This is a genomic window from Bradyrhizobium manausense, assembly GCF_018129685.1.
In the GTDB taxonomy this organism is placed as follows: Bacteria; Pseudomonadota; Alphaproteobacteria; order Rhizobiales; family Xanthobacteraceae; genus Bradyrhizobium; species Bradyrhizobium manausense_D.
Window position 1 is genome coordinate 75,837 of sequence record NZ_JAFCLG010000009.1, and the last position, 20,210, is coordinate 96,046.

The window sequence follows — 20,210 nt, forward strand, 5'->3', positions numbered from 1 at the left end:
CCAGCGCAGAACGGGGCGATTGAGCAGTATCAAAGTTCGACCGCGCCGGCTTGATCCGACGTTCGCCGCCTACCGCGCAAACCGTGCGACGATCTCGACATGCGGCGTGTGGCGAAATTGGTCGACGGGCACAACCGCGTCGATTTTGTAACCACCATCGATGAGCAGCCGCGCGTCACGGGCGAACGTCGCGACGTTGCAGGAGACGGCGATCACCACGGGCACCTTGCTTGCCGCGAGCTTCAGCGCCTGCGCCTGTGCGCCCTGGCGCGGCGGATCGAACACGACGGCATCGAAGTCGCGCAGCTCCGGTGGCACCAAGGGGCGGCGGAACAGGTCGCGCGGCTCGCACCTGATCGGCTTCAGCCCCGGCGTGCGTGCGGCCTTCGCCAGCGCCGCGACCGCACCGGCATCATTGTCATGGGCGGTGACCCGCGCCTTCTCCGCGAGCCTGAGTGCGAATGGGCCGACGCCGCAGAAGAGGTCGAGAACCTCCTTGGCCTTGCCGACGCCTTTGGCGACGAGTGCGGCAAGCGTCTCTTCGCCCGCGACGGTTGCTTGCAGGAACGAGCCCGGCGGCAACGTCACGTCAGCGCGGCCCATCCTCACCGTCGGCGGCAGACGTTGCAGAACCAGTTCGCCGTGCCGCGTCAGCCGCGCCAAGCGGTGCTGCTCGGCAACGCGCGACAGCGCCGTGACCAGCGGCGTCGGCAGCGGGCCGGAGCCGCGGACGTCGACATCGAGGCCGTTGGCCGTCGCGGTGATCTGGATGTCGAGCGGTTTCGTCACGGGCATCCTTGACGTCAGCGGCTCGGCGAGCGCCCAGGCGGCATCGAGCGCGCCATTAAGCGCAGGATCCAAAATTGGGCAGCGATCAATCGGAATCACGTCGTGCGAGCTTGCGGCGGAGAACCCGACCTTGAGCACGTCATGCGTGCCGAACCGTCCGTGCAGCGTGATGCGCCGCCGGCCCGCGCCGTGGGCGTCGACAACAGGCGCCACCTGGCAGTCGATGCCGGCTTGCGCCAGCGTTTCGACCACGATGTTGCGCTTCCACGCATGATACGGCTCGGTCGCCCAGTGCTGGATCGCGCAGCCGCCGCAGATGCCGAAATGCGGGCAGAACGGCGCGATGCGCTCGGGACTTGCGACATCGACCGCCAGCAGCTTGCGGCGGTCGGGATGACCGGCGACATGGTCGACCTCGACGGTCTCGCCGCCGAGCGTGTAGGGCACGTAGACCGCATCGCCTGCCGTCAGCGAGACGCCGTCGCCGCGATGGCCGACATGATCGATCGTGATGCGCTCAACCACGGCGCGCGCCCAGGAAGAATTCGATATTGCCGTCGCCGCCCGCAATCGAGGACGGAAACACCGCGATGTCGGTACAGCCGAGGGAAGCCGCGAAGGCGACGATGTCGTCGCAGATTTCCCGATGCACGGCGGCATCGCGGATGATGCCCTTCTTGTTGTGCTTCCTGTCGGCCTCGAATTGCGGCTTGATCAGTGCCAGCAGGCTCATCGGCGCCGCTGCGAGCGACAGCGCGACAGGCAGCACCGCCTTCAGCGAGATGAAGCTGACGTCGATGACGACGACATCGGGCCGCGCCGGCAGACGCCTGCCCTCATAGCTGCGGATGTCGGTCTCCTCCATCGACACGATTTTCGGATGACCGCGCAGCGAAGCATGCAACTGGCTGGTGCCGACATCGATGGCGAACACGAGGCTCGCGCCGTTCGCCAGCAGCACCTCGGTGAAGCCGCCGGTGGAGGCGCCGACGTCGAGGCAGACATGGTCCTCGATCTCGATCTGATATCGCTCCAGCGCGCCGGCGAGCTTGACGCCGCCGCGCGAGACGTAAGGGTGTGCCGGCTCGGCCTGGATCACCGCGTCCTCGGCGATCGTCTCCGACGGCTTTGCGACCTGCTTGTCATCGGCTGTGACGAGCCCGGCCTCGATCGCCGCGCGCGCCCGCGCCCGGCTCTCGAACAGGCCGCGTTCGACCAGCAGAACATCGGCGCGTTTGCGGGCAGGGGACATCGGATCTCCGAAGGCGACTGGAACGTCTATGACGCGATCAATCGCGCGGCTGCCATCCGGACGCAAGTCTCGAACGCAGCCAGATCGTGCCAGACGTCGATCGGTTGCTTTGCCGGCGTCACCAGCGGGCAGCCGTGCAGCTCCAGCGCGTGGATCATCATGAGGTTGTCGACGAGGCCAAAATCCTCGACGGTCAGCCCCTGCGCATCGACCAGCCGGCCGTCGTCCGAGGTCACGCCGGTGAGGCGACCGAGGCGGTCGGCATAGGTGGCGGGATCGTTGGAATAGGCCAGGCAAAACTTGCCCCGGCCGGCCATGTAGCCGAGCTCATAGACGGTGCCGGGATCGGCGCCTGCGCCGCGGAACGGGGTGAGATTGGCGATGATGGCATCGGCCTCGTCCATCATGGCCTCGTTGCCGCAGAAAATCTGCCGCGAGGCGTCGGGCAGGGTGAGGTCGACCGTGTTGTCGAGGGGATAGAGGCCTGTGAGCCCGTGAGCCGCGCAGATCGCGGCCTTATGCCGACCGATCTCGACCGCATCCGGCAGGAACACATCGGGACCTGCCAGATAGATTTTCATGGGAGCAAAGCCGGAAAAGTTTGGATCGAGGTGCGAGCCGCAGCGCGTGCCCTGCTCCCTCTCCCGCTTGCGGGGGAGGGTTGGGGAGGGGGTGTCTCCTCAGGCGAGAACCCCCGAGAGGAGAAAACCCTCACCCGACGCTTCGCGTCGACCTCTCCCGCAAGCGGGAGAGGTTAAGAGCCAGCATCAAGCCAGCTTGACCGTCTCGGTCTTGACGTCCTTGCCAAGCGCTTCGAACACCTTGGCGACGATGCCCTTGGCGTCGAGGCCGGCGCGCGCGTACATCGCCGCCGGCGTATCGTGATCCTGGAACACGTCGGGCAGCACCATCGCGCGGAACTTGACCATGCCGGTGTCGAGCACGCCCTGTTCGCTCAGGAACTGCGACACATGCGAGCCGAAGCCGCCGATCGAGCCCTCTTCCACCGTAATCAGCACGTCGTGGTCGCGGGCAAGCTTCAGCACCAGCTCGGTGTCGAGCGGCTTCATGAAGCGCGCATCGGCGATCGAGGTGGAGAGGCCATGGGCGGCGAGCTCGTCGGCGGCCTTCTCGCATTCGGCAAGCCGCGTGCCGAAGGAGAGCAGGGCGATCTTGTTGCCCTGGCGGATCATGCGGCCCTTGCCGATTTCGAGGGGAACGCCGACATCGGGCATCTCGATGCCGCGGCCTTCGCCGCGCGGATAGCGCAGCGAGCTCGGACGATCGTTGATCGCGACCTGGGTCGCCACCATGTGCACCAGCTCGGCTTCATCTGCCGCCGCCATGATCACCATGTTCGGCAGGCAGCCAAGATAGGCGTTGTCGAACGAGCCGGCATGCGTCGCGCCGTCGGCGCCGACGAGACCGGCGCGGTCGATGGCGAAGCGGACCGGCAGGTTCTGGATCGCGACGTCGTGGACGATCTGGTCGTAGCCGCGCTGCAGGAAGGTCGAGTAGATCGCGCAGAACGGCTTGTAACCTTCGGTCGCAAGACCGGCGGCAAAGGTCACCGCGTGCTGCTCGGCGATACCGACGTCGAAGGTGCGTTCGGGGAACGCCTTGTTGAAGATGTCGACGCCGGTGCCCGACGGCATCGCCGCGGTGATGGCGACGATCTTGTCGTCCTTCTGCGCTTCCTTGACGAGGCTCTGGCCGAACACGTTCTGGTAGGCCGGCGCGTTCGGCTTGGCCTTCGCCTGCGTGCCGGTGGCGACGTCGAACTTGACGACGGCGTGATACTTGTCGGCGGAGGCTTCCGCCGGGCCGTAGCCCTTGCCCTTCTGCGTCACGACGTGGACCAGGATCGGGCCGGTCTCCATGTCGCGCACGTTCTTCAGCACGGGCAGCAGATGGTCGAGGTTATGGCCGTCGATCGGGCCGACGTAATAGAAGCCGAGCTCCTCGAACAGCGTACCGCCGTCCATCATGAAGCCGCGCGAATATTCCTCGACGCGGTTGGCGCGGTTGGCGAGGATCTTGGGCAGGCGCTTGTTGATCTGCTTGGCAGCCTCGCGCAGCGTGCGGTAGGTCTTGCCGGAGTAGAGCCGCGACAGGTACGCGCTCATGGCGCCCACCGGCGGCGCGATCGACATGTCGTTGTCGTTGAGGATGACGATCAGCCGCGAGTTCATGGCGCCGGCATTGTTCATGGCCTCATAGGCCATGCCCGCCGACATCGCACCGTCACCGATCACTGCGATAACGTTGTTCTTGCCGCCGGCGAGGTCGCGGGCGACGGCCATGCCGAGGCCTGCGGAGATCGAGGTCGAGGAATGCGCGGCGCCGAACGGATCGTAATCGCTCTCGCTGCGCTTGGTGAAGCCGGACAGGCCACCGCCGGTGCGCAGCGTGCGGATGCGGTCGCGGCGCCCGGTGAGGATCTTGTGCGGGTAGGCCTGATGGCCGACGTCCCAGATCAGCCGGTCACGCGGCGTGTCGAAGACGTAGTGGATCGCGGTGGTGAGCTCGACCACACCGAGACCCGCGCCGAAGTGACCGCCGGTCACCGAGACGGCATCGATGGTCTCCTGACGCAGCTCGTCGGCGACCTGGCGAACCTGCTCGACCTTGAGCTTGCGCAGGTCTTCCGGCGTCCGGATGGTGTCGAGAAGCGGCGTTTTACTGTATGCGTTCACAGCGATTTCCAATTTGTCAGCGCCGGAAGGTCATTCCGGTGCGCGATGGGTTTGCACAATATCGGCGCAGCGCGAGTCCTCAAACCGTCGGAGCCACCTGCATGGGGCAAAGCCCCGTCTTCAAGCTTAGGTGAGCTTAAGCGCGCTCCGGTTCAGTCTCTGTGACCCCAGTCACTTAGATCGGCTTCGTCCGTCCCAGCCAATTTCATTAGCGATTTGAAGTGCTTGACGTTGAAAATGGGTCCCCACGTCAAGGCTAACAAAAAGCCACACTGCATGCAGCTTTACACCAAAGCTTGGGGCAAAGCCAACCCGCCCTACCCAACTAAGGGTATGCAGGTGCAACCGGCGGGCCAATTTGGTTAATCGCGGCCCCGGCGGGGAAGTTCCATCCTGCCCGGTTCCTTGGCGGGATTCTTTGGGAATGGACAGCGTTTTCGGCGGGAATCGCGGGGGAAAACGCTGCCAGCCTTCTCATCCGTCAGCCTGGTTCCCGCACCCAGGCACTGCATTGACCAAGACGCGGACCAAGGAGCAGACCAGGACGGAGGCGTGCGATCCCGAAAAACGGCAGGCGGACGATGCGTCGGACGGGGACTGCGCCTGCCCTTACTGCACGTCGAGCGGCGCCGTGCCAGTGGCCTTGCCGCCGGCATCGGTCGTGATCTTGTCGACGCGCGCCTCGGCCTGGCGCAAAAGCTCCTCGCAACGGCGCTTCAGGGCTTCGCCGCGCTCGTAGATCGTCACGGATTCCTCGAGCGGCACCTTGCCGTCCTCGAGCCGCTTCACGATCGTTTCGAGTTCCTCGATCGCGCGCTCGAAGGTGAGCCTGGAGACGTCGACTTGGGTATTTTCGGCCATATCCGTTTCCGATTGCCCGATTCGCTTCCTGCGTAAAACAGCAGAGTTTTGCGGGCTTAATGTGGCGAGTGCATCAAGCACCCATCAAGGCGCCGACATGCGCCGTAACAGATTCTTTCAATCCTTGCAGGTCGTAGCCGCCTTCGAGCACGGAAACAACGCGGCCACCGGCGGACTTGTCGGCGAGATCCATCAGTTTGCGCGTCACCCAGGCATAATCCTCCGCGCGCAAATTCAAGGAGGCCAGCGGATCGCGGAAATGCGCGTCAAAGCCTGCGGAGATGATGAGCAGCTCGGGGCTGAATTCCGTCAGGCGCGGCAGAATCAGATTCTCGAACGCGGCTCGGAATTCGGGGCCGCCGTCTTCGGAGGCGAGCGGCGCATTGACGATGGTGTCGTGATCGCCGCGCTCGCCCTTGGCGCCGGTGCCCGGAAACAGCGGCATTTGGTGTGTCGAGCAGTACATCACGGTCGGATCCGACCAGAAGATGTCCTGCGTGCCGTTGCCGTGATGGACGTCGAAATCGATGATGGCCGCACGCTTGATGCCGTATTTGCGCTGCGCGTGGCGGGCGGCAATCGCGACATTGTCGAAGAAGCAGAAGCCCATCGGCTTGCCGATCTCGGCGTGATGGCCAGGCGGGCGCACCGCGACGAAGGCGTTGCGATGCTCGCCGTTCATCACCGCTTCGGTCGCCGCGACCGCGCCGCCGACGCCGCGCATCACCGCTTCCCATGTGCCGGGGGACATCGAGGTGTCGCCGTCGAGATAGACCTGGCCGCTGGTCGGCGCGATGTGGCGGAGCTCGGTGACGTAATGCTCGTTGTGGCAGAGCGTGACGAGGTCAAGATCGCCCTCCGGCGCCAGGTCGCGCGCCAAAAACTGGAAGCGCTCAGCCGACAGCGCTTCTTCCACCGCACGCAGGCGGTCCGCCCGCTCAGGGTGTCCGGGCGGCGTGACGTGGTCGAGGCAGGCCTTGTGGGAAAGGAGAAGCGTGCTCATCAGGTCGGCCTCGCAGGGAACGAACTCTCGACGTCGCTTGGCGCATCCGGCGCCAAAACGCAATGCAAAACACAATCTAGGCGTTCTCCCGGGAATGGCAAATAGCTGCCGTTTTCCGGCCCTTTTGATCCAGATCAATTCAAGCGCAGGATGCGGGTGGGCGGCTGCGGGCCGATCGGGCCGTGCCCCTTGAAGAAAGCAAACAGCGCATCGGCGTCGTAACCGCCATATTGCGGCCAGGCGCCCTGCTTGGCGACGCTAAAGCCATCGCCGCCGGCGGCGAGGTAGTCGTTGACCGTGACGCGATAGCCGGTGGCCGGCTCGATCGGCCTGCCGTGCAGCGTCATCCTGTCGGCCATCACGCGTTCGCCGAACGGCTTCGATGCATCCCAGCTGTAGCTGAACCCGTTTGAAACTTGCAGGATCCGCGGCCGTTTCGGATCGAGCCATTGCTGCTCCAGCATGTCCTTGAGCTGGCTGCCTGACAGCGTCATGGTGACGAGGCGGTTGCGAAACGGCTGGCTCGCGAAGATTTCGCCATAGGTGACCGCGCCGTTCGCCTGCGGGATGATGTCGGTGCGGATGCCGCCGGGATTGGTGAGCGCGATGACAGCGCTGCCATCCTTGGCATCGCTGGTTGCGGCAAGCTGTGCGTCCGCGATGACATCGCCGAGCGCGCTTTCGCCGGCGTCATTGGGGACACGCGACAATATCTGCGTGACCGATCCGGCCGGCCGGTTGGCGATCGGTGCGGAGAGCTTGTCATAGGCGTCGATCAGCGCGGTCTGTTCGGGTTCCTTCGCCAGCGAAGCGCTGGCGACGATGACGTTCTCGGCTTTTGCTCCGACGATGTCGCGGGTTGCGGGATCGAGCTTGAGGTCGATCGCGGTGACCAGCGTGCCGTATTTGTCGCCGCTGGTGACGAGCCGTCCATCGATGTCGCAGACATAGGCACGATGCGTGTGGCCGCTGACCACGACGTCGACGGCGCGATCGAATTTCTTCACGATGTCGACGATGGGCCCGGTAATGGCCGGGCACTCGTTGTAGTCGCCCGCGGGCTCTCCGCCCTGGTGAATCAGCACCACGATCGCCTCGACGCCGCGCGTTTTGAGTTGCGGCACCAGCGCATTCACCGTCTCGGCCTCGTCGCGAAATTCCAGTCCCGCAATGCCCTTCGGCGAGACAATGCCTGATGTCTCCTTCAAGGTCAGCCCGATGAAGGCGACAGGGATGCCCTCGAACTCGCGGATCTCGTAGGGCGGCAACACGCTCTTGCCGGTCGCGGTCTCGACGGTGGACGCGGCGAGATAGTGGAATTTGGCGCCGGCGAAGGGGTGAGGACCCTGGCATCCGTCCTCGGGATGGCAGCCGCCGTTCTGCATCCGGAGCAGTTCGGTCTTGCCCTCGTCGAATTCGTGATTGCCGACCGAGGTGATCGCGAGCCCCATCATCGAGAGCGACTCGACCGAGGGCTCGTCATGAAACATCGCCGACAGAAACGGGCTCGCCCCGATCAGATCGCCGGCGGCGACAAAGATGGTGTTCTTGTGCCCGGCGCTCAGCTGCTTCACCAGCGTCGCCATGTACTCGGCACCGCCGGCGTTCACCATCACCTTCTTGGTCTTGTCTTCGGGGTCATTGATGCGGATGCCGCCCGGCGGCGGACGAAGATTGCCGTGGAAATCGTTGATCGCGAGAATGCGCAGCTCGACAGGTGCCGCAGGCTGGGCGAAAGCGGGGAAGGCGCAGAGCGCGAGCGCGGCCAGGGTGAGTTTTTTAAGGGCGTATCGCATGGAGCCAGACTAAGCGTTCCGCACAACGTTTTCACGAAACCTTTTGTTGAAGTGCGGCGCATGCCACGTGCTCCGACCCGCCCCTTGAGGGGGCGGGTCGGTTCGCATGAAATGCGAACCGGGGCGGGGTGACAGACTATCCTGGCGAGAGGTGTTAGAGAGTCTCGTGCAATACCGGCGAGAGTCTTTGTGCGGCTCACCCCACCCGGTTCGCGCTTCGCGCGAACGACCCTCCCGCTCCAGGGGAGGGTGGCAACCTCCTACCTCTTCTTCCTGTTCGCAAACGTCTTGAACGCCGCAACGGCTTCGTCCGATTTCAGCCTCTCGCCGAACAGATGGCCTTCCTGGTCGATGCGGCGGGTGAGTTCCTCCGGCGCGGCGCGCAGCAGCTTGCGTGAGGTCGCGACCGCCTCGGCCGGCAGCTTGCAGATTTCGCGGGCCACCTTGCGGGCCTCGACCTCGGTATGTCCCGGCGACACCACGGTATTGACGAAGCCGGCGGCCTGGGCCTCGTCGGCGGTGAAGCTGCGTCCCATCACCAGCATGGCAAAGGCGCGCTGGTAACCCATCGTACGTGGCATCAAGAGGCTGGCGGCGCCGATCGGAATGAGCCCGAGATTGATGTAGGGTGCCGAGAACGTCGCGGCATTGGAGGCGAGCACGTAGTCGCAGTGAAACAGCATCACCGTGCCCACGCCGATCGAGGCGCCGTCGACTGCAGCGATGATCGGCTTGGCGTTGAGTGCCAGCGAATAGAGAAATCTCGCGCCATCCGACAACGTCTCGGGGCGCGAGGCGTCGGCCTTCAGGAAGTCGTCGAGGTCGTCGCCGGCCGTAAACACGCCGGAGCCGCCGGTGATGATCATGCAGCGGATGTCGGGGTTGTTCTGCGCGGTGTCGATCGCCCGGCTCATCTCGCGATACATGTCCTGCGTGATCGCGTTCTTCTTGCTGGGCCGGCGCAGGGTGATCACGCGCGTGGCGCGCTCCTCCGTGACGATGATGTTGCCGTTCGGCATGCGCACTCCCTGCGGCCGCCGTGGCGCCTGCCAGCCGCGACCCTTGCGATTCTCAGCCTACATGATCCCGCAGGCGTGCCAATCCCGCGGCTCATCCATTTGGGCCGTGACGGCCGTGAGCGGTTGCATGACACCTCGCGCGACGATTGCACGCGCAAGGGAGCCGCGGCGCGACACTGCATCACCACTGCGACATTTTGCGCATTGCAACAATTGGCTACAATGTTTCATTTGAAAAACCGAGGGTTGTGCGGCACGATCAACCGTCTGGTTCATTAAGCCAATATCCGATCGATGATTGCCGCAACCGGCGTTGACGAATCCTCGCTGCATTATCGCGGCTGGCGTGTTGTGCTGGCCTGTTTCCTGATGGCTTTCTTCATGTTCGGCTTTGGCCTCTACGGCCAGGGCGTCTATCTCGCCGAGCTCCAGCGCGCCCATGGCTGGCCCGGCACGCTGGTTTCCGCGGCCAGCACCTTCTCGTTCCTGCTGAGCGCCGTCCTCGTCATCTTCACCGACGATCTTCTTGCCCGCATGGGTCTGCGCAGCCTGATCCTGTGCGGGCTGACGGCACTTGGCGCATCGACCGCGCTGCTGGGGCTGATGCAATCGCCCTGGCAGCTCTACCTCGCCTATGCGCTGATGTCGGTCGGCTGGACCGGAATGGGCTCGGTGGTGATCGCGACCGTGCTGAACACCTGGTTCGAACGGCGACGGGGGCTCGCACTCAGTCTCGCCTTCAACGGCGCCACCTGCGGCGGCATCATCCTTGTTCCGCTGCTGCTGGCCCTCAGCGCCAACATCGGCTTCCGCTCCGCCATGCTGGCGGTGACCATGGCGATGGTCTTGCTGGTGTTGCCGGTGGTTGTCGTCTTCACCTCATGGCCGGTCGGTGCGCCGCCGCATGCAGCGGTACGAGCTTCCGGCGGCGGCAAGGTTGCGCGCCATTCGCGCCGGGCGCTGCTCGCCAACGCCTCGTTCTGGACCATGGTGCTGCCAATCGCGATCGCGCTGCTCGCGCAGATGGGATTCATCATCCACCAGGTCACGTTTCTCGAACCATTGATCGGCCGCGCCAGTGCGGGCCTTGCCGTCACCATCATGGCCACGATGGCGGTGGTCGGCCGGCTGACGCTCGGCCTGTTCGTCGACCGGCTCGATCCACGGCTTGCTTGCGCAGCGTCGATGACCAGCCAGGCGGCGGCGCTGCTCGTTCTCTTGCAGAGCCAGAGCCCGATCGTCCTGCTGATGTGCTGCGCCGTCTACGGCTTCTCGATCGGCAACATGATCACGTTCCCGCCCTTGATCATCCAGCGCGAGATCGGCAGCACGGCCTTCGCGGCCGCGATGGGGCTGGGCACGTCGATCAGCGGCATCGTCAGCGCGTTCGGCCCCGGCATCGTCGGCTTCGTGCACAGCGCGAGCGGCAATTACACGATGGCGTTTGCGATGTGCGTGGTGCTCGATGTGATCGCGGCCGGTATCGTGCTGTGGCGGCCGGGGAAGAAGGCGGAGGCTAAGCCAAGTCTATCACCGTCACCCTGAGGTGCTCGCCTCTTGGCGAGCCTCGAAGGGCGTAGGGTGGATTAGCGAAGCGTAATCCACCTCTACTTTTTACGCGGCGGCAGAAGCGGTGGGTTACGCCTGCGGCTAACCCACCCTACGCGTCGAGGCATTTACCCCAGCAGCACCGCATCCGCCGCGGCGACCGATTCCGCACTTTCCGTCACGGTGCGCTCGAGCGCGCCGGCCTGCACGGTGATGTTCTCGGCGAAGAAGCGCGCGAGCGAAACATAGCGCGCGGCCTCGCTGTTGCCGTCGGCCTTTGCGGCGAGCGCCTCGGACGCCAGCAGGCAGCCGCCGAGCGTGGCGCCGAACTGCTGCAGATATGGCGAAGCTCCTGCGAGGGCCTCGTTCGGCGCGGAGCCAACGCGTTCCAGCAGCCACTTGCTGGTGCGCGTCAGCGCGTCCAAGGCCTCGCGCAGTTTCACGCCGGTGGTGCCGAAAGCGGGATCGTTGGAGGCTTCGACCTGCTTCACCGTGGCGGAGAGCTCGTCGAGCAGCGCCCACACCGACGCGCCGCCGTTGGCCGCGAGCTTGCGCGTGACGAGGTCGATCGCCTGGATCCCGTTGGTGCCCTCGTAGATCGCGGTGATGCGCGCGTCGCGAAAATGCTGCGCGGCGCCGGTCTCCTCGATGAAGCCCATGCCGCCATGCACCTGCACACCGAGATAGGCGACCTCGTTGCCGATGTCGGTGGAATAGCCCTTCGCCATCGGCGTCAGTAGCGCGGCGCGCGCGGCGGCCTCCGTGCGGACCTTCGGATCCTTGGCGCGAAAGGAGACGTCGAGCGCGACCGCGGTCGCGTAGCAGATGGTGCGCGCCGCTGCCGTTTGCGCCCGCATCCGCATCAGCATGCGCTTGACGTCGGGGTGCACGAAGATCGCATCCGAGCCGTCGCCCTTCTTGCCGACGGCGCGGCCCTGCTTGCGTTCCAGCGCGTAGGCCAGCGCCTGCTGATAGGCGCGATCGGCGACACCGACGCCCTCGAGGCCGACGCCGAGCCGGGCCTGGTTCATCATCGTGAACATGCAGCGCATGCCCTGGTTCTCTTCGCCGATCAGGAAGCCGATCGCGCCGCCATGGTCGCCCATGGTCATGGTGCAGGTGGGCGAGGCGTGCATGCCGAGCTTGTGCTCGACGCCGGAGGCGAAGATGTCGTTGCGCTGCCCCAGCGAGCCGTCGGCGTTGACCATGAATTTCGGCACCAGGAACAGCGAGATTCCCTTGGTGCCGGCGGGGGCGTCGGGCAGGCGCGCCAGCACGAAATGCACGATGTTGTCGGTCATGTCGTGCTCGCCATAGGTGATGTAGATCTTCGTGCCCGTGATGCGATAGGTGCCGTCGGGCGCGCGTTCGGCACGGGTGCGCAGCGCGCCGACGTCGGAGCCGGCCTGCGGCTCGGTCAATTGCATCGTGCCGGTCCATTCGCCGGAAACGAGCTTCTCGAGATAGATCTTTTTCAGCTCGTCGCTGCCGTGTGCATCGAGCGCTTCGATCGCCGAGGCCGTCAGCAGCGGGCAGAGGCCGAAAGCGACGTTCGCAGCGCTCCAGATCTCGGTGCAGGCGGCGTTGATCGCCAGCGGCAGGCCCTGGCCGCCGAAACCTTCCGGGCCCGACACCGCGTTCCAGCCGCCGTCGATCCAGCGCTTGTAGGCATCCGGCCAGCCCGGCGCCGTCGTCACCTTGCCGGCCTCGAGCTTGATGCCGTGCTCGTCGCCCACCTTGTTGAGCGGCGCCAATACGTCGGTTGCGAACTTGCCGGCTTCCTCCAGCACGGCCGCGACGATATCGCCGTCGAAATCTCCGTAATGGCCGGCGTCCATGGCAGCCTTCAGCCCGGCGCCATGGTTGAGCGACAGCAGCATGTCAGAAATCGGCGCGCGGTAGGTCATGGTCTCACTCCCGGAGGACAGGTTTGCCGCCGTCTTCCCATGAAATCGGGGAGGGCTCAATGGGCGGAGGGGGAGCGGCGGAATCCGGCTATGATTATAATAGAGTATGGTCCGGCCGACCCTCGGTCCGGCGGTATTTTGCCGCTCCAGGCGGTTGAAATGCCGCGCGGCGGTGGACAGCTACAGCAAGCTCGGGCTATCGGCGGATGTCTTCGGATTCGACGAATAAGAAATCCTTGCTGTTCGATGGCTGGGGGGGGGGCTCTGCGCAGGCTCAACCAAAGCGACACCGCGGCAAATGAGCAAAAAATGAGGACAGAATTCGCCATACCGAAAGGACCGTTGAACGGGCTCAGGAGGATCGCGGTGTAGGCGAATGCGAGCATAAGTTGGCCCGCCAAGGATTTGCTCTTAACGACGGCTCGATACGCTGCGCCCGACAAGGCCCCCCAGAACACGACCACCAAGATCAAACCCAGAAAGTCGCCGCCGTCCAGCAGCCAGGCGCACCATGCGTTGGGAAACCAGCCATTGAGACCTGCCGCGGCGAGCTGCTCACGCATCGTTTCCGGCAGTCTCAGTTGGGGAGCGAAGACATCGAAAAGCGGGGACAAGATACCGATCTGGTATAGCCCGTAATAGGCAGAGAGCTGCTGCTCGTGCTCCACAAAGCGCTGTACCGTCGTGGGACTATGGGTCAGGTAAAAGGCGTAGCTGATAAAGTTCATTACCGTTTCCGCCGCGAAAGATCCGCTGCGGGCCGCATCATCGAGCCACATGCTCGGTCTCAAGTTCCATTTCTCCCAGGCGACACGCAGAAAGTCATCGTAATTATGGATGTTGCCCACTTGCCTGCGACTAGCCAAAATTGCGTTGTTGTAGATGAGGAAGCCCGCGACGACGGCCAAGATATTGGGCCACAAATACCACCCACCCGGTAAGACCGATCTTCCGAGCAGGATCCGAACGAACGTGCAGCTGATTGCCAAAACGACAACGAGCACGATCGGCACGGGTGACCAGTACAGGATGGCGTAGATCACCATAGCCGAAACAGAGGCCTGCCCGAGCCAACCGGCAAAGCGCCCAACCTTTTCGCCCCCGAGAAGGAATAGGCAGAATGACGCACATGAAAATGGTACGGTCAGATATCCGGCATAGAGCAGCCAAGACCGCTTTATCGCAACACCCTCCATCACATCCACGAAGCGTCGGTCGCGCAGCGCTGTAATTCCTACCGACCATTCCTGACCGCTCAGAAAAACCTTGTCCAGGGCTATCAGGAGGGCGCCGGCGATACCGGCGACAGCGCACGTCGCAATGATCCCGTCGAGATATTTGGAGTCGTCTGCCGCGTGTCCGAGTTGGGGAGGCGGCAGAGACACCACTATTGATCCCCAGCAAAAAGCCAGAATTCCCGAAGCCATCAATTGCCACGCGACCAATCCTGGTGCGTGAACATATTGGATGGGAATTGCGAAGTAGATCGCGATGAAGATAGCCCAGACTATCCCCATAAAGATGTCGGGCCGAAGCGCGATCTTAAGCATTTTCTGGAAGCTGCTGGACGGTCGGAGATCTGGCTAGCCAAGCCAACGAAACGTTGGGAAGAACGCTGCGCGATACGATGCCAAGAGCCATCCAGCATAGCGGGTTCGTTGCCTGAAATCCGAGGAGACTGTCAACAAACGTGCCGATCGAAAACAAGGTCATTGTTAGATCGACGCCGACAGCAGTCCACACCTTGATCAGAGATGCGAAAATGAGTCCGGATAGGAGGACCGTGAAAACGATGGCAAGGGGCAACCCGCTCGTGAGGGCTACATGTACCGGGGCGAGGTCCGCTTGGTCTCTGCTGAATTCTACAGGCTTGTAATTGTTCGGAGAGATATACCTTACTGTGAATTTGCTTCCGAAACCATTTCCGAACAGCGCCTGGTAGGGTGACTTGCTAACCAGGTTCCAGACAGCTTCGGCTTCGATGTTTCTCGCGCTGGTCAGTCGTACCAGCGGACTTACCTTGGCCTCGTTGGCGGCCGTAGCTTCGGCTCCGCCGTTGTACGTCGGCTCTAGAGTGAAGCGCTCTACAACAGTAGCCACCCGCACATTGCCATAGGACATCATGGCCCAACCAAGTGCCGTGACGACGACTCCCAAGCCAAGTGAGACAATCGGGGTTCCCACAACGATAATCGCAAGGCGCTCGAACTTGGTTCGATGGCTTCGCCGATTGATGATGACTGCTATGTACACGGCAATGATGAGTGAGAGGCCCAAGTAAACAGCCCGCTTGTCGCCTATGACGACAACAAGGCAACCAACGACCGATCCCACCCAGTTTGAGGTTGCCAAGCTGGATGCGACCGAGAGCAGGGCGAGATTGGGCTGAAAGCTATAGCCTCCCAACTGGAGCCCCGGCGTGGCGACATAGATTGCCGTCGCGACCATGTAGCCGCACAGAATAGCCGACGACAGGATCTTTACCGCTCCTTCAGGGACTGACCTGCATGCGACGTCGCGTCCCAAAAGGTAGAAGGCGAGCAGGAATGCGTACTGAAAGAAATGGCGGAAATAGGTGAGCCAGTCCTTTTGGTCCAACAGGCCGGAAAGAGCGCCGGATACAATTATGAGTAACAGGCACGCTGCAAAAGGATCCAGCAGCTCAACGAGATTTTCGCGAATGAGCCAGAGGTAACAGCCCCCTACAGCGAGCAGCATTATCCGCGTGCCCGTGAGAAAGCGGACAAAGTCAAAATTTACTTGATATTCGAGGGTATAACTAATCGTGAAAATAAGAATGTAGACGAACAGCAGACCGAAAAGTATACGCAATACCAGCCGTCTTGTACTCCCCGGATCCAAGATCTCACTCTCCAAATTATCGCCATCACTCAACCCTTACGCGAAGAAAAAGTCAATTGCAATCCAAGGGAACGGTGCGGTCGGTCCCTGAAACGCCCAATGCATTTTGGTAACTGGAGGGTGCGGGGTTGTTGGACTTGCGGTACACCGTCCAGCGGGGACTCCGGGCCACTCAGATCGAGGGTGGCATCACGCGGGGCTTGAAGAACGATCGCGTGCCTGGCCAAGTAGTCCCGTTTGCACTCGTTGCAGCTCTTTTTGCTAGTTGGCTCAGCGTCGATAAGATCGACGGCGGCCTTCAATTGCTTTTGAAAAATAGCGCCGGAACGGCTGAGTCATTCCACGGTCGGAATGACCTTTGATATCTACGGGTGATATCTACGGGCACCTATTCCTCCGGCCTGACGAGAGCGAGGAACTAGCCGCCGCCAAGCCTGCTCTGCTAGGATAGGTTTCTAAAGCGAATCTGGACGCAGCACGGCGGGTTTTCGAATATGATTTGCAAAACCAAACCAATGTGACTATACGCGTAACCGCCTAAAAGCACTTAGCTTTTTGGATTTCCATTCCATCGGATTGGGGCGTAGCCAAGCGGTAAGGCAGCGGATTTTGATTCCGCCATTCGGAGGTTCGATCCCTCCCGCCCCAGCCAATTGGGTCAACTGACCAATCCCTCGTTTTCTGGGCCGCCGTTCGGATTGCTGTCAGGTGCTGCGTGCGAGGAGCTGACAGCGCGCAGTTGGCCGTGTGAGCCCGGTTTCTTCGAGCCCGGTCATACCCGCCTCGATCGCCCGAGCGACAAGCGCGCGAGGACTTCCACTTCGCAAAGCGGGTCGAGATCCAACGATGGGGCCGCGTGGTTTCGGCGCGCCGATCGGCTACCGGATCGCCAGCTGGCGCGCGGAGAGCCGGGGCGACAATTTGTTGGAGCCTAAGGCAGCCGCAGCAGACCGCCGTCCATCAGGTTTGCCAAGATTATCACAGCAAAGGCCAGATAAGTTGACGTCGCGAGTATTGATCTCATCCGCAGATCCTCGGTGCTGCGATTTGGTAAATTTTTATGGTTAAGATTTGGTTACGGGCGTGGCGTCCACTGGGCGCAGCGTGATCCGGGTCAGTTCGGACGGGCGGCCGAGCCGCAGCGCGAAGCCCGGCCAGAGCGCGGTCCCATTGTTCACGTAGAGCGTCATTCCCTCGACGTCGTAGCGGCCCGAGACGTAGCCGGCATTGGCGGGCGCAGCCAACCGGTCGATCCCGACAATCAGTCCGCCGTGGGTATGCCCGGACAATTGCAAGGCGACACCCAGCTTCGCGGCGTGCCGCGCATCGCTCGGCTGGTGATCGAGCAAGATGACGGGAGCGCCTTCGGGGATGCCTTCGAGCACCGCGGCGAGGTCGCGGGCGGGAGTCCCCCTGTGGCGCGACGCCCGGTCCGTGATGCCGGCGAAAACCAGCCTGCCGCCGTCGCGATCAAGAACAATGCGCCTGTTTTCGAGCGACAGCAGTCCAAGGTCGAAGAACCGCGCCATCCACCTGTCGTAGCCGAAAATGTACTCGTGATTGCCCGAGATCACGTAGACGCCATCGGTCGCTTTCAGGTCCCGCAAGGGCTCGATGTCGGCGCGTCGCGCATCGACGGTGCCGTCGATCAGATCCCCCGTGATCGCAATCAGGTCGACGCCGAGCTTGTTGGATCGTTCGACGACGGCACGCGCCCATGACGCCGGGAACAGCCGGCTGATGTGGAGATCGGTCAGTTGCAGAACGGTGTATCCGTCGAATTGCCGGGGCAGCCCGCGGATACCGATCTCGATGTCTTTCAACGACGGAATCCGCATCGCCTGCTGGACGCCGATCGCCGCCGCGACGGCAGCCAACGAAGCCAGTCCATAGCGCACGCCGTCAGGGGCGCCCACGATGCCACCCTGGATCACCGCTGCGGCGAGAAGTCCGACATCGAGCGCCAGTTGCAGCAGCGCGAGCAGGACGATTGTGCCGAACGCCCAGTTGAAGAGCGCGACCACCGGGCGCGGAAACTCCGGAGAGAAGACCGAGCCCGACGACAGCTTGCTCCACCGGTGAAACTGCAACGCGACCAACGCGAGCGCAGCCATCACGAGCTTGATCGAGAGCGGCAACTGCAGCGGCCAGATGAAGCGGGTCACGATCAGCAGATAGGCCAGGCCGAATATCAGCTGGGGAATCGGTTCTATCCTTCGTATTGTTCCGGCCCCATCGCCCACGATGCCTGATCGTGGCCGTAGGCATAGTTGCGGTTGTTGACCACAGGGTTGCGATTGACCATCGGCCGCATGAACATCGGATGCGTCGCGCTGCGCACCTCGTGCTCGACGGTGAAGAGATGCTTGCCGCTGTCGAGCTCGACGATGTCGCAGAAGCGGTACTGATACTGGTTGTCCTCGCGCGAGATCAGATCGCGCGCCTTTAGCTTGCGGTAGGGGCCGGAGAAGTCGGTGATGTAGATCTGCACATGGTGCCCGTCATAGTCAGGCTGCACCCGATCGGTCTCGCGGAACAGGAGGTGCTGGTCGCGGCCGGTTTTCACGGCGGCAACCTTGCCGTCGCCGTTGCGAAGGCTCGCGGGCATGCCCATGATCTCGGGATAGAAAGCGCAGATCGCCTGCGCCGATCCGGCCGGCACGTCGAACGCGACATAGGGAATGCCGAGCGTGATGCGCCCGAAGCGCGCGGCATCCGGTTCGTGGACGCGAATGCGGTTGCCCCAGGGGCAGGTCGCCTCGACATAATCATTATGCTCGGCATACGCGAAGGCCGTGCCTTCGAGCTTGCTCTTGACCGAGGCCAATCGCGCCAGCAGCGCCTCGCGTCCCTCGATGACCAATCCGGTATGGCCGCGCAGCACCTGCGCCTTGCCGCTGGGCAGGTGAAACTGGCTCCGTCCGACGTTGATCCACATGTTGGTGTCGGACACCATCAGATAGGGATCGCGCGTCAACCCAAGGCCGGTGACGTAGAACAGCGTGGCGAGGCGCTGGTCCGGAACCTGGATGTTGACGTGCTCGAAATGGATGGCGTTGCCGAGATCTTCTGCGGACCTGTCGAATTGTTGCGGCATGAATGTGCGCTTTTGGCTGGAGGGACGGACGGGGCCGCATACTAGAGCAGAATTTCCGCCAACCGATACACCTGGCCGATCACATCTTGAGGGCCGCCCATTGTGCGCCGCCACCTTGCCGTGGCGAGCGTTCGCTGTAATCTGACCGGAAATAGCCAGGGAATGAGGTCGATGGGGGGAGTTCTGGAAGGCGTGCGCGTCCTTGATTTCGGGCGCTATATCGCGGGGCCATATTGCGCGACCTTGCTGGCGGAGTTCGGCGCCGACGTCATCCGCGTCGAGAAGCGCGACGGCAGCGAGGACCGCTTCGTGGCACCGGTCGGCGAAGGCGGCGAGGGCGCGCTGTTCCTCCAGGTCAATCGCAACAAGAAGTGCATCACGCTCGATCCGATGAAGCCCGAGGGCCAGGAGGTGATGCGCCGGCTGATCAAGACGGCAGATGTCGTCGTCGCCAATCTGCCGCCGCAGACGCTTCTTGCGATGAAGCTCGACTATGACTCGCTGAAGGCGATCAAACCGGACATCATCCTGACGACGGCAACTGCGTTTGGCGGGCCCGGCCCCTGGTCCGACCGCGTCGGCTTCGATGGCGTGGGCCAGGTCATGTCGGGCGCGGTCTACATGACCGGCGCCGGCAATCCGCCTTATCGCGCGGCGGTTAACTGGGTCGATTTCGGCACCGCGCTGCACTGCGCGTTCGGGACGCTTGCCGCGCTGATCGAGCGCGGCAAGTCCGGGCGCGGGCAGATCGTCGAGGGCGCGCTGCTGGCGACCGCCTTGTCCTTCACCAATGCGACGCTGATCGAACAGGCCGTCATATCGGTCAACCGCGTTCCCACAGGCAATCTCGGCCAGACCGCGGCGCCCGTGGACATCTATCGCACCAAGGACGGCTGGGTGCTGTGTCAGGTCACCGGCCATCCGCTGTTCAAGCGCTGGGCGAGGCTCATGGGCGAAGAGGAGTTGTGGCTGAGCGATCCGCGCTTTGCCGACGACATCAGCCGCGGCAATAACGGCCCCATCATCAGCGAGCGGATGGCGCGCTGGTGTGCCGAGCGCACCACGCAGGAGGCGGTCGACACGCTCGGCAAGGCGATGATTCCGACCGGGCCTGTCCTCAGCCCGCAGCAGGCGCTCGATCATCCGCACATTCGCGCCGCCGGCTTCCTGCAGGATGTCGACTATCCCGGCTTGCCGAAGCAAGCCCCCGTTGCTCGTGCTGCGGTCCGGCTGTCGGAAACGCCGGGCGAGATCGCGACACGTCCGCCGACGTTGGGTGAGCATACCGATTCGGTGCTGACCGAGCTCGGCTATGACAAGGCTGAAATTGCAGCACTGCGGCAGAGCGGCATCATTTAGCCTGGACGTGATGACAAGAGT

15 protein-coding genes and 1 tRNA gene are annotated in these 20,210 nt (G+C 63.2%); 3 read left to right on the forward strand and 13 right to left on the reverse strand.

The features are described 5' to 3' along the window. Positions 1–69 precede the first annotated feature (69 nt). The 8 genes from JQ621_RS21665 to JQ621_RS21700 all read right to left on the reverse strand — a co-directional run bounded on the left by JQ621_RS21665 (position 70) and on the right by JQ621_RS21700 (position 9,416). Positions 70–1,314, reverse strand: coding sequence for a class I SAM-dependent RNA methyltransferase (locus JQ621_RS21665; protein WP_212236707.1), 1,245 nt, complete (start codon positions 1,312–1,314; stop codon positions 70–72). Beyond that, positions 1,307–2,041: a TlyA family RNA methyltransferase gene (locus JQ621_RS21670; protein WP_212236708.1), complete on the reverse strand. Its 735-nt coding sequence runs from the start codon at positions 2,039–2,041 to the stop codon at positions 1,307–1,309. Before JQ621_RS21670 ends, JQ621_RS21665 begins: the two co-directional genes overlap by 8 nt. A gap of 26 nt (positions 2,042–2,067) precedes the next feature. Then, positions 2,068–2,622, reverse strand: coding sequence for a nucleoside 2-deoxyribosyltransferase (locus JQ621_RS21675; protein WP_212236709.1), 555 nt, complete (start codon positions 2,620–2,622; stop codon positions 2,068–2,070). Between the two features lie 186 nt (positions 2,623–2,808). After that, positions 2,809–4,737 (reverse strand): 1-deoxy-D-xylulose-5-phosphate synthase, encoded by a 1,929-nt coding sequence (gene dxs, locus JQ621_RS21680; RefSeq protein WP_212236710.1) that lies wholly within the window; start codon positions 4,735–4,737, stop codon positions 2,809–2,811. Positions 4,738–5,346: 609 nt separating this feature from the next. After that, positions 5,347–5,598: an exodeoxyribonuclease VII small subunit gene (locus JQ621_RS21685; protein WP_212236711.1), complete on the reverse strand. Its 252-nt coding sequence runs from the start codon at positions 5,596–5,598 to the stop codon at positions 5,347–5,349. 73 nt (positions 5,599–5,671) lie between these two features. After that, the gene (locus JQ621_RS21690; RefSeq protein WP_212236712.1) at positions 5,672–6,601 is read right to left on the reverse strand and encodes a histone deacetylase family protein; all 930 of its coding nucleotides are present in this window, start codon (positions 6,599–6,601) and stop codon (positions 5,672–5,674) included. 134 nt (positions 6,602–6,735) lie between these two features. Next, the gene (locus JQ621_RS21695) at positions 6,736–8,397 is read right to left on the reverse strand and encodes a bifunctional metallophosphatase/5'-nucleotidase (RefSeq protein WP_212236713.1); all 1,662 of its coding nucleotides are present in this window, start codon (positions 8,395–8,397) and stop codon (positions 6,736–6,738) included. Positions 8,398–8,657: 260 nt separating this feature from the next. Further along, positions 8,658–9,416, reverse strand: a complete 759-nt coding sequence (locus tag JQ621_RS21700) for an enoyl-CoA hydratase-related protein (RefSeq protein WP_212236714.1) — start codon at positions 9,414–9,416, stop codon at positions 8,658–8,660. A gap of 294 nt (positions 9,417–9,710) precedes the next feature. Between JQ621_RS21700 and JQ621_RS21705 the strand changes: the two genes are divergently transcribed. Further along, on the forward strand, positions 9,711–10,961 hold the full coding sequence (locus tag JQ621_RS21705; protein ID WP_212236715.1) for an MFS transporter: 1,251 nt from the start codon (positions 9,711–9,713) through the stop codon (positions 10,959–10,961). Positions 10,962–11,092: 131 nt separating this feature from the next. Here the strand turns inward: JQ621_RS21705 and JQ621_RS21710 are convergent, their stop codons facing one another. The 3 genes from JQ621_RS21710 to JQ621_RS21720 are packed head-to-tail and all read right to left on the reverse strand — an operon-like array spanning position 11,093 to position 15,766. Next, the gene (locus JQ621_RS21710) at positions 11,093–12,871 is read right to left on the reverse strand and encodes an acyl-CoA dehydrogenase (RefSeq protein WP_212236716.1); all 1,779 of its coding nucleotides are present in this window, start codon (positions 12,869–12,871) and stop codon (positions 11,093–11,095) included. A gap of 56 nt (positions 12,872–12,927) precedes the next feature. Next, complete coding sequence (locus JQ621_RS21715; protein WP_212236717.1) at positions 12,928–14,421, reverse strand: hypothetical protein; 1,494 nt, start codon at positions 14,419–14,421, stop codon at positions 12,928–12,930. Continuing rightward, positions 14,414–15,766 carry a hypothetical protein gene (locus tag JQ621_RS21720; RefSeq protein ID WP_212236718.1) on the reverse strand — a complete coding sequence of 451 codons (1,353 nt, stop codon included), beginning with the start codon at positions 15,764–15,766 and terminating at the stop codon, positions 14,414–14,416. The genes JQ621_RS21715 and JQ621_RS21720 overlap by 8 nt, the downstream gene beginning before the upstream one ends. Positions 15,767–16,310: 544 nt before the next feature. On the opposite strand from JQ621_RS21720, the gene JQ621_RS21725 reads away from it, so the two are divergent. Then, positions 16,311–16,385 (forward strand) — tRNA-Gln (locus JQ621_RS21725). Between the two features lie 412 nt (positions 16,386–16,797). Here the strand turns inward: JQ621_RS21725 and JQ621_RS21730 are convergent. After that, positions 16,798–17,937, reverse strand: coding sequence for a metallophosphoesterase (locus tag JQ621_RS21730; RefSeq protein WP_212236859.1), 1,140 nt, complete (start codon positions 17,935–17,937; stop codon positions 16,798–16,800). 5 nt (positions 17,938–17,942) lie between these two features. Next, on the reverse strand, positions 17,943–18,830 hold the full coding sequence (locus JQ621_RS21735; RefSeq protein ID WP_212236719.1) for a VOC family protein: 888 nt from the start codon (positions 18,828–18,830) through the stop codon (positions 17,943–17,945). Between the two features lie 171 nt (positions 18,831–19,001). Between JQ621_RS21735 and JQ621_RS21740 the strand changes: the two genes are divergently transcribed. Further along, complete coding sequence (locus JQ621_RS21740; RefSeq protein ID WP_212236720.1) at positions 19,002–20,189, forward strand: CaiB/BaiF CoA transferase family protein; 1,188 nt, start codon at positions 19,002–19,004, stop codon at positions 20,187–20,189. Positions 20,190–20,210: the final 21 nt, after the last annotated feature.

Coding starts and splice junctions, on each gene's coding strand:
- JQ621_RS21740 (WP_212236720.1), top strand. CDS start 19,002: ATGGGGGGAGTTCTGGAAGGCGTGCGCGTCCTTGATTTCGGGCGCTAT.
- JQ621_RS21735 (WP_212236719.1), bottom strand. CDS start 18,830: ATGCCGCAACAATTCGACAGGTCCGCAGAAGATCTCGGCAACGCCATC.
- JQ621_RS21675 (WP_212236709.1), bottom strand. CDS start 2,622: ATGAAAATCTATCTGGCAGGTCCCGATGTGTTCCTGCCGGATGCGGTC.
- JQ621_RS21690 (WP_212236712.1), bottom strand. CDS start 6,601: ATGAGCACGCTTCTCCTTTCCCACAAGGCCTGCCTCGACCACGTCACG.
- JQ621_RS21710 (WP_212236716.1), bottom strand. CDS start 12,871: ATGACCTACCGCGCGCCGATTTCTGACATGCTGCTGTCGCTCAACCAT.
- JQ621_RS21695 (WP_212236713.1), bottom strand. CDS start 8,397: ATGCGATACGCCCTTAAAAAACTCACCCTGGCCGCGCTCGCGCTCTGC.
- JQ621_RS21715 (WP_212236717.1), bottom strand. CDS start 14,421: ATGCTTAAGATCGCGCTTCGGCCCGACATCTTTATGGGGATAGTCTGG.
- JQ621_RS21685 (WP_212236711.1), bottom strand. CDS start 5,598: ATGGCCGAAAATACCCAAGTCGACGTCTCCAGGCTCACCTTCGAGCGC.
- JQ621_RS21705 (WP_212236715.1), top strand. CDS start 9,711: ATGATTGCCGCAACCGGCGTTGACGAATCCTCGCTGCATTATCGCGGC.
- JQ621_RS21670 (WP_212236708.1), bottom strand. CDS start 2,041: ATGTCCCCTGCCCGCAAACGCGCCGATGTTCTGCTGGTCGAACGCGGC.
- JQ621_RS21700 (WP_212236714.1), bottom strand. CDS start 9,416: ATGCCGAACGGCAACATCATCGTCACGGAGGAGCGCGCCACGCGCGTG.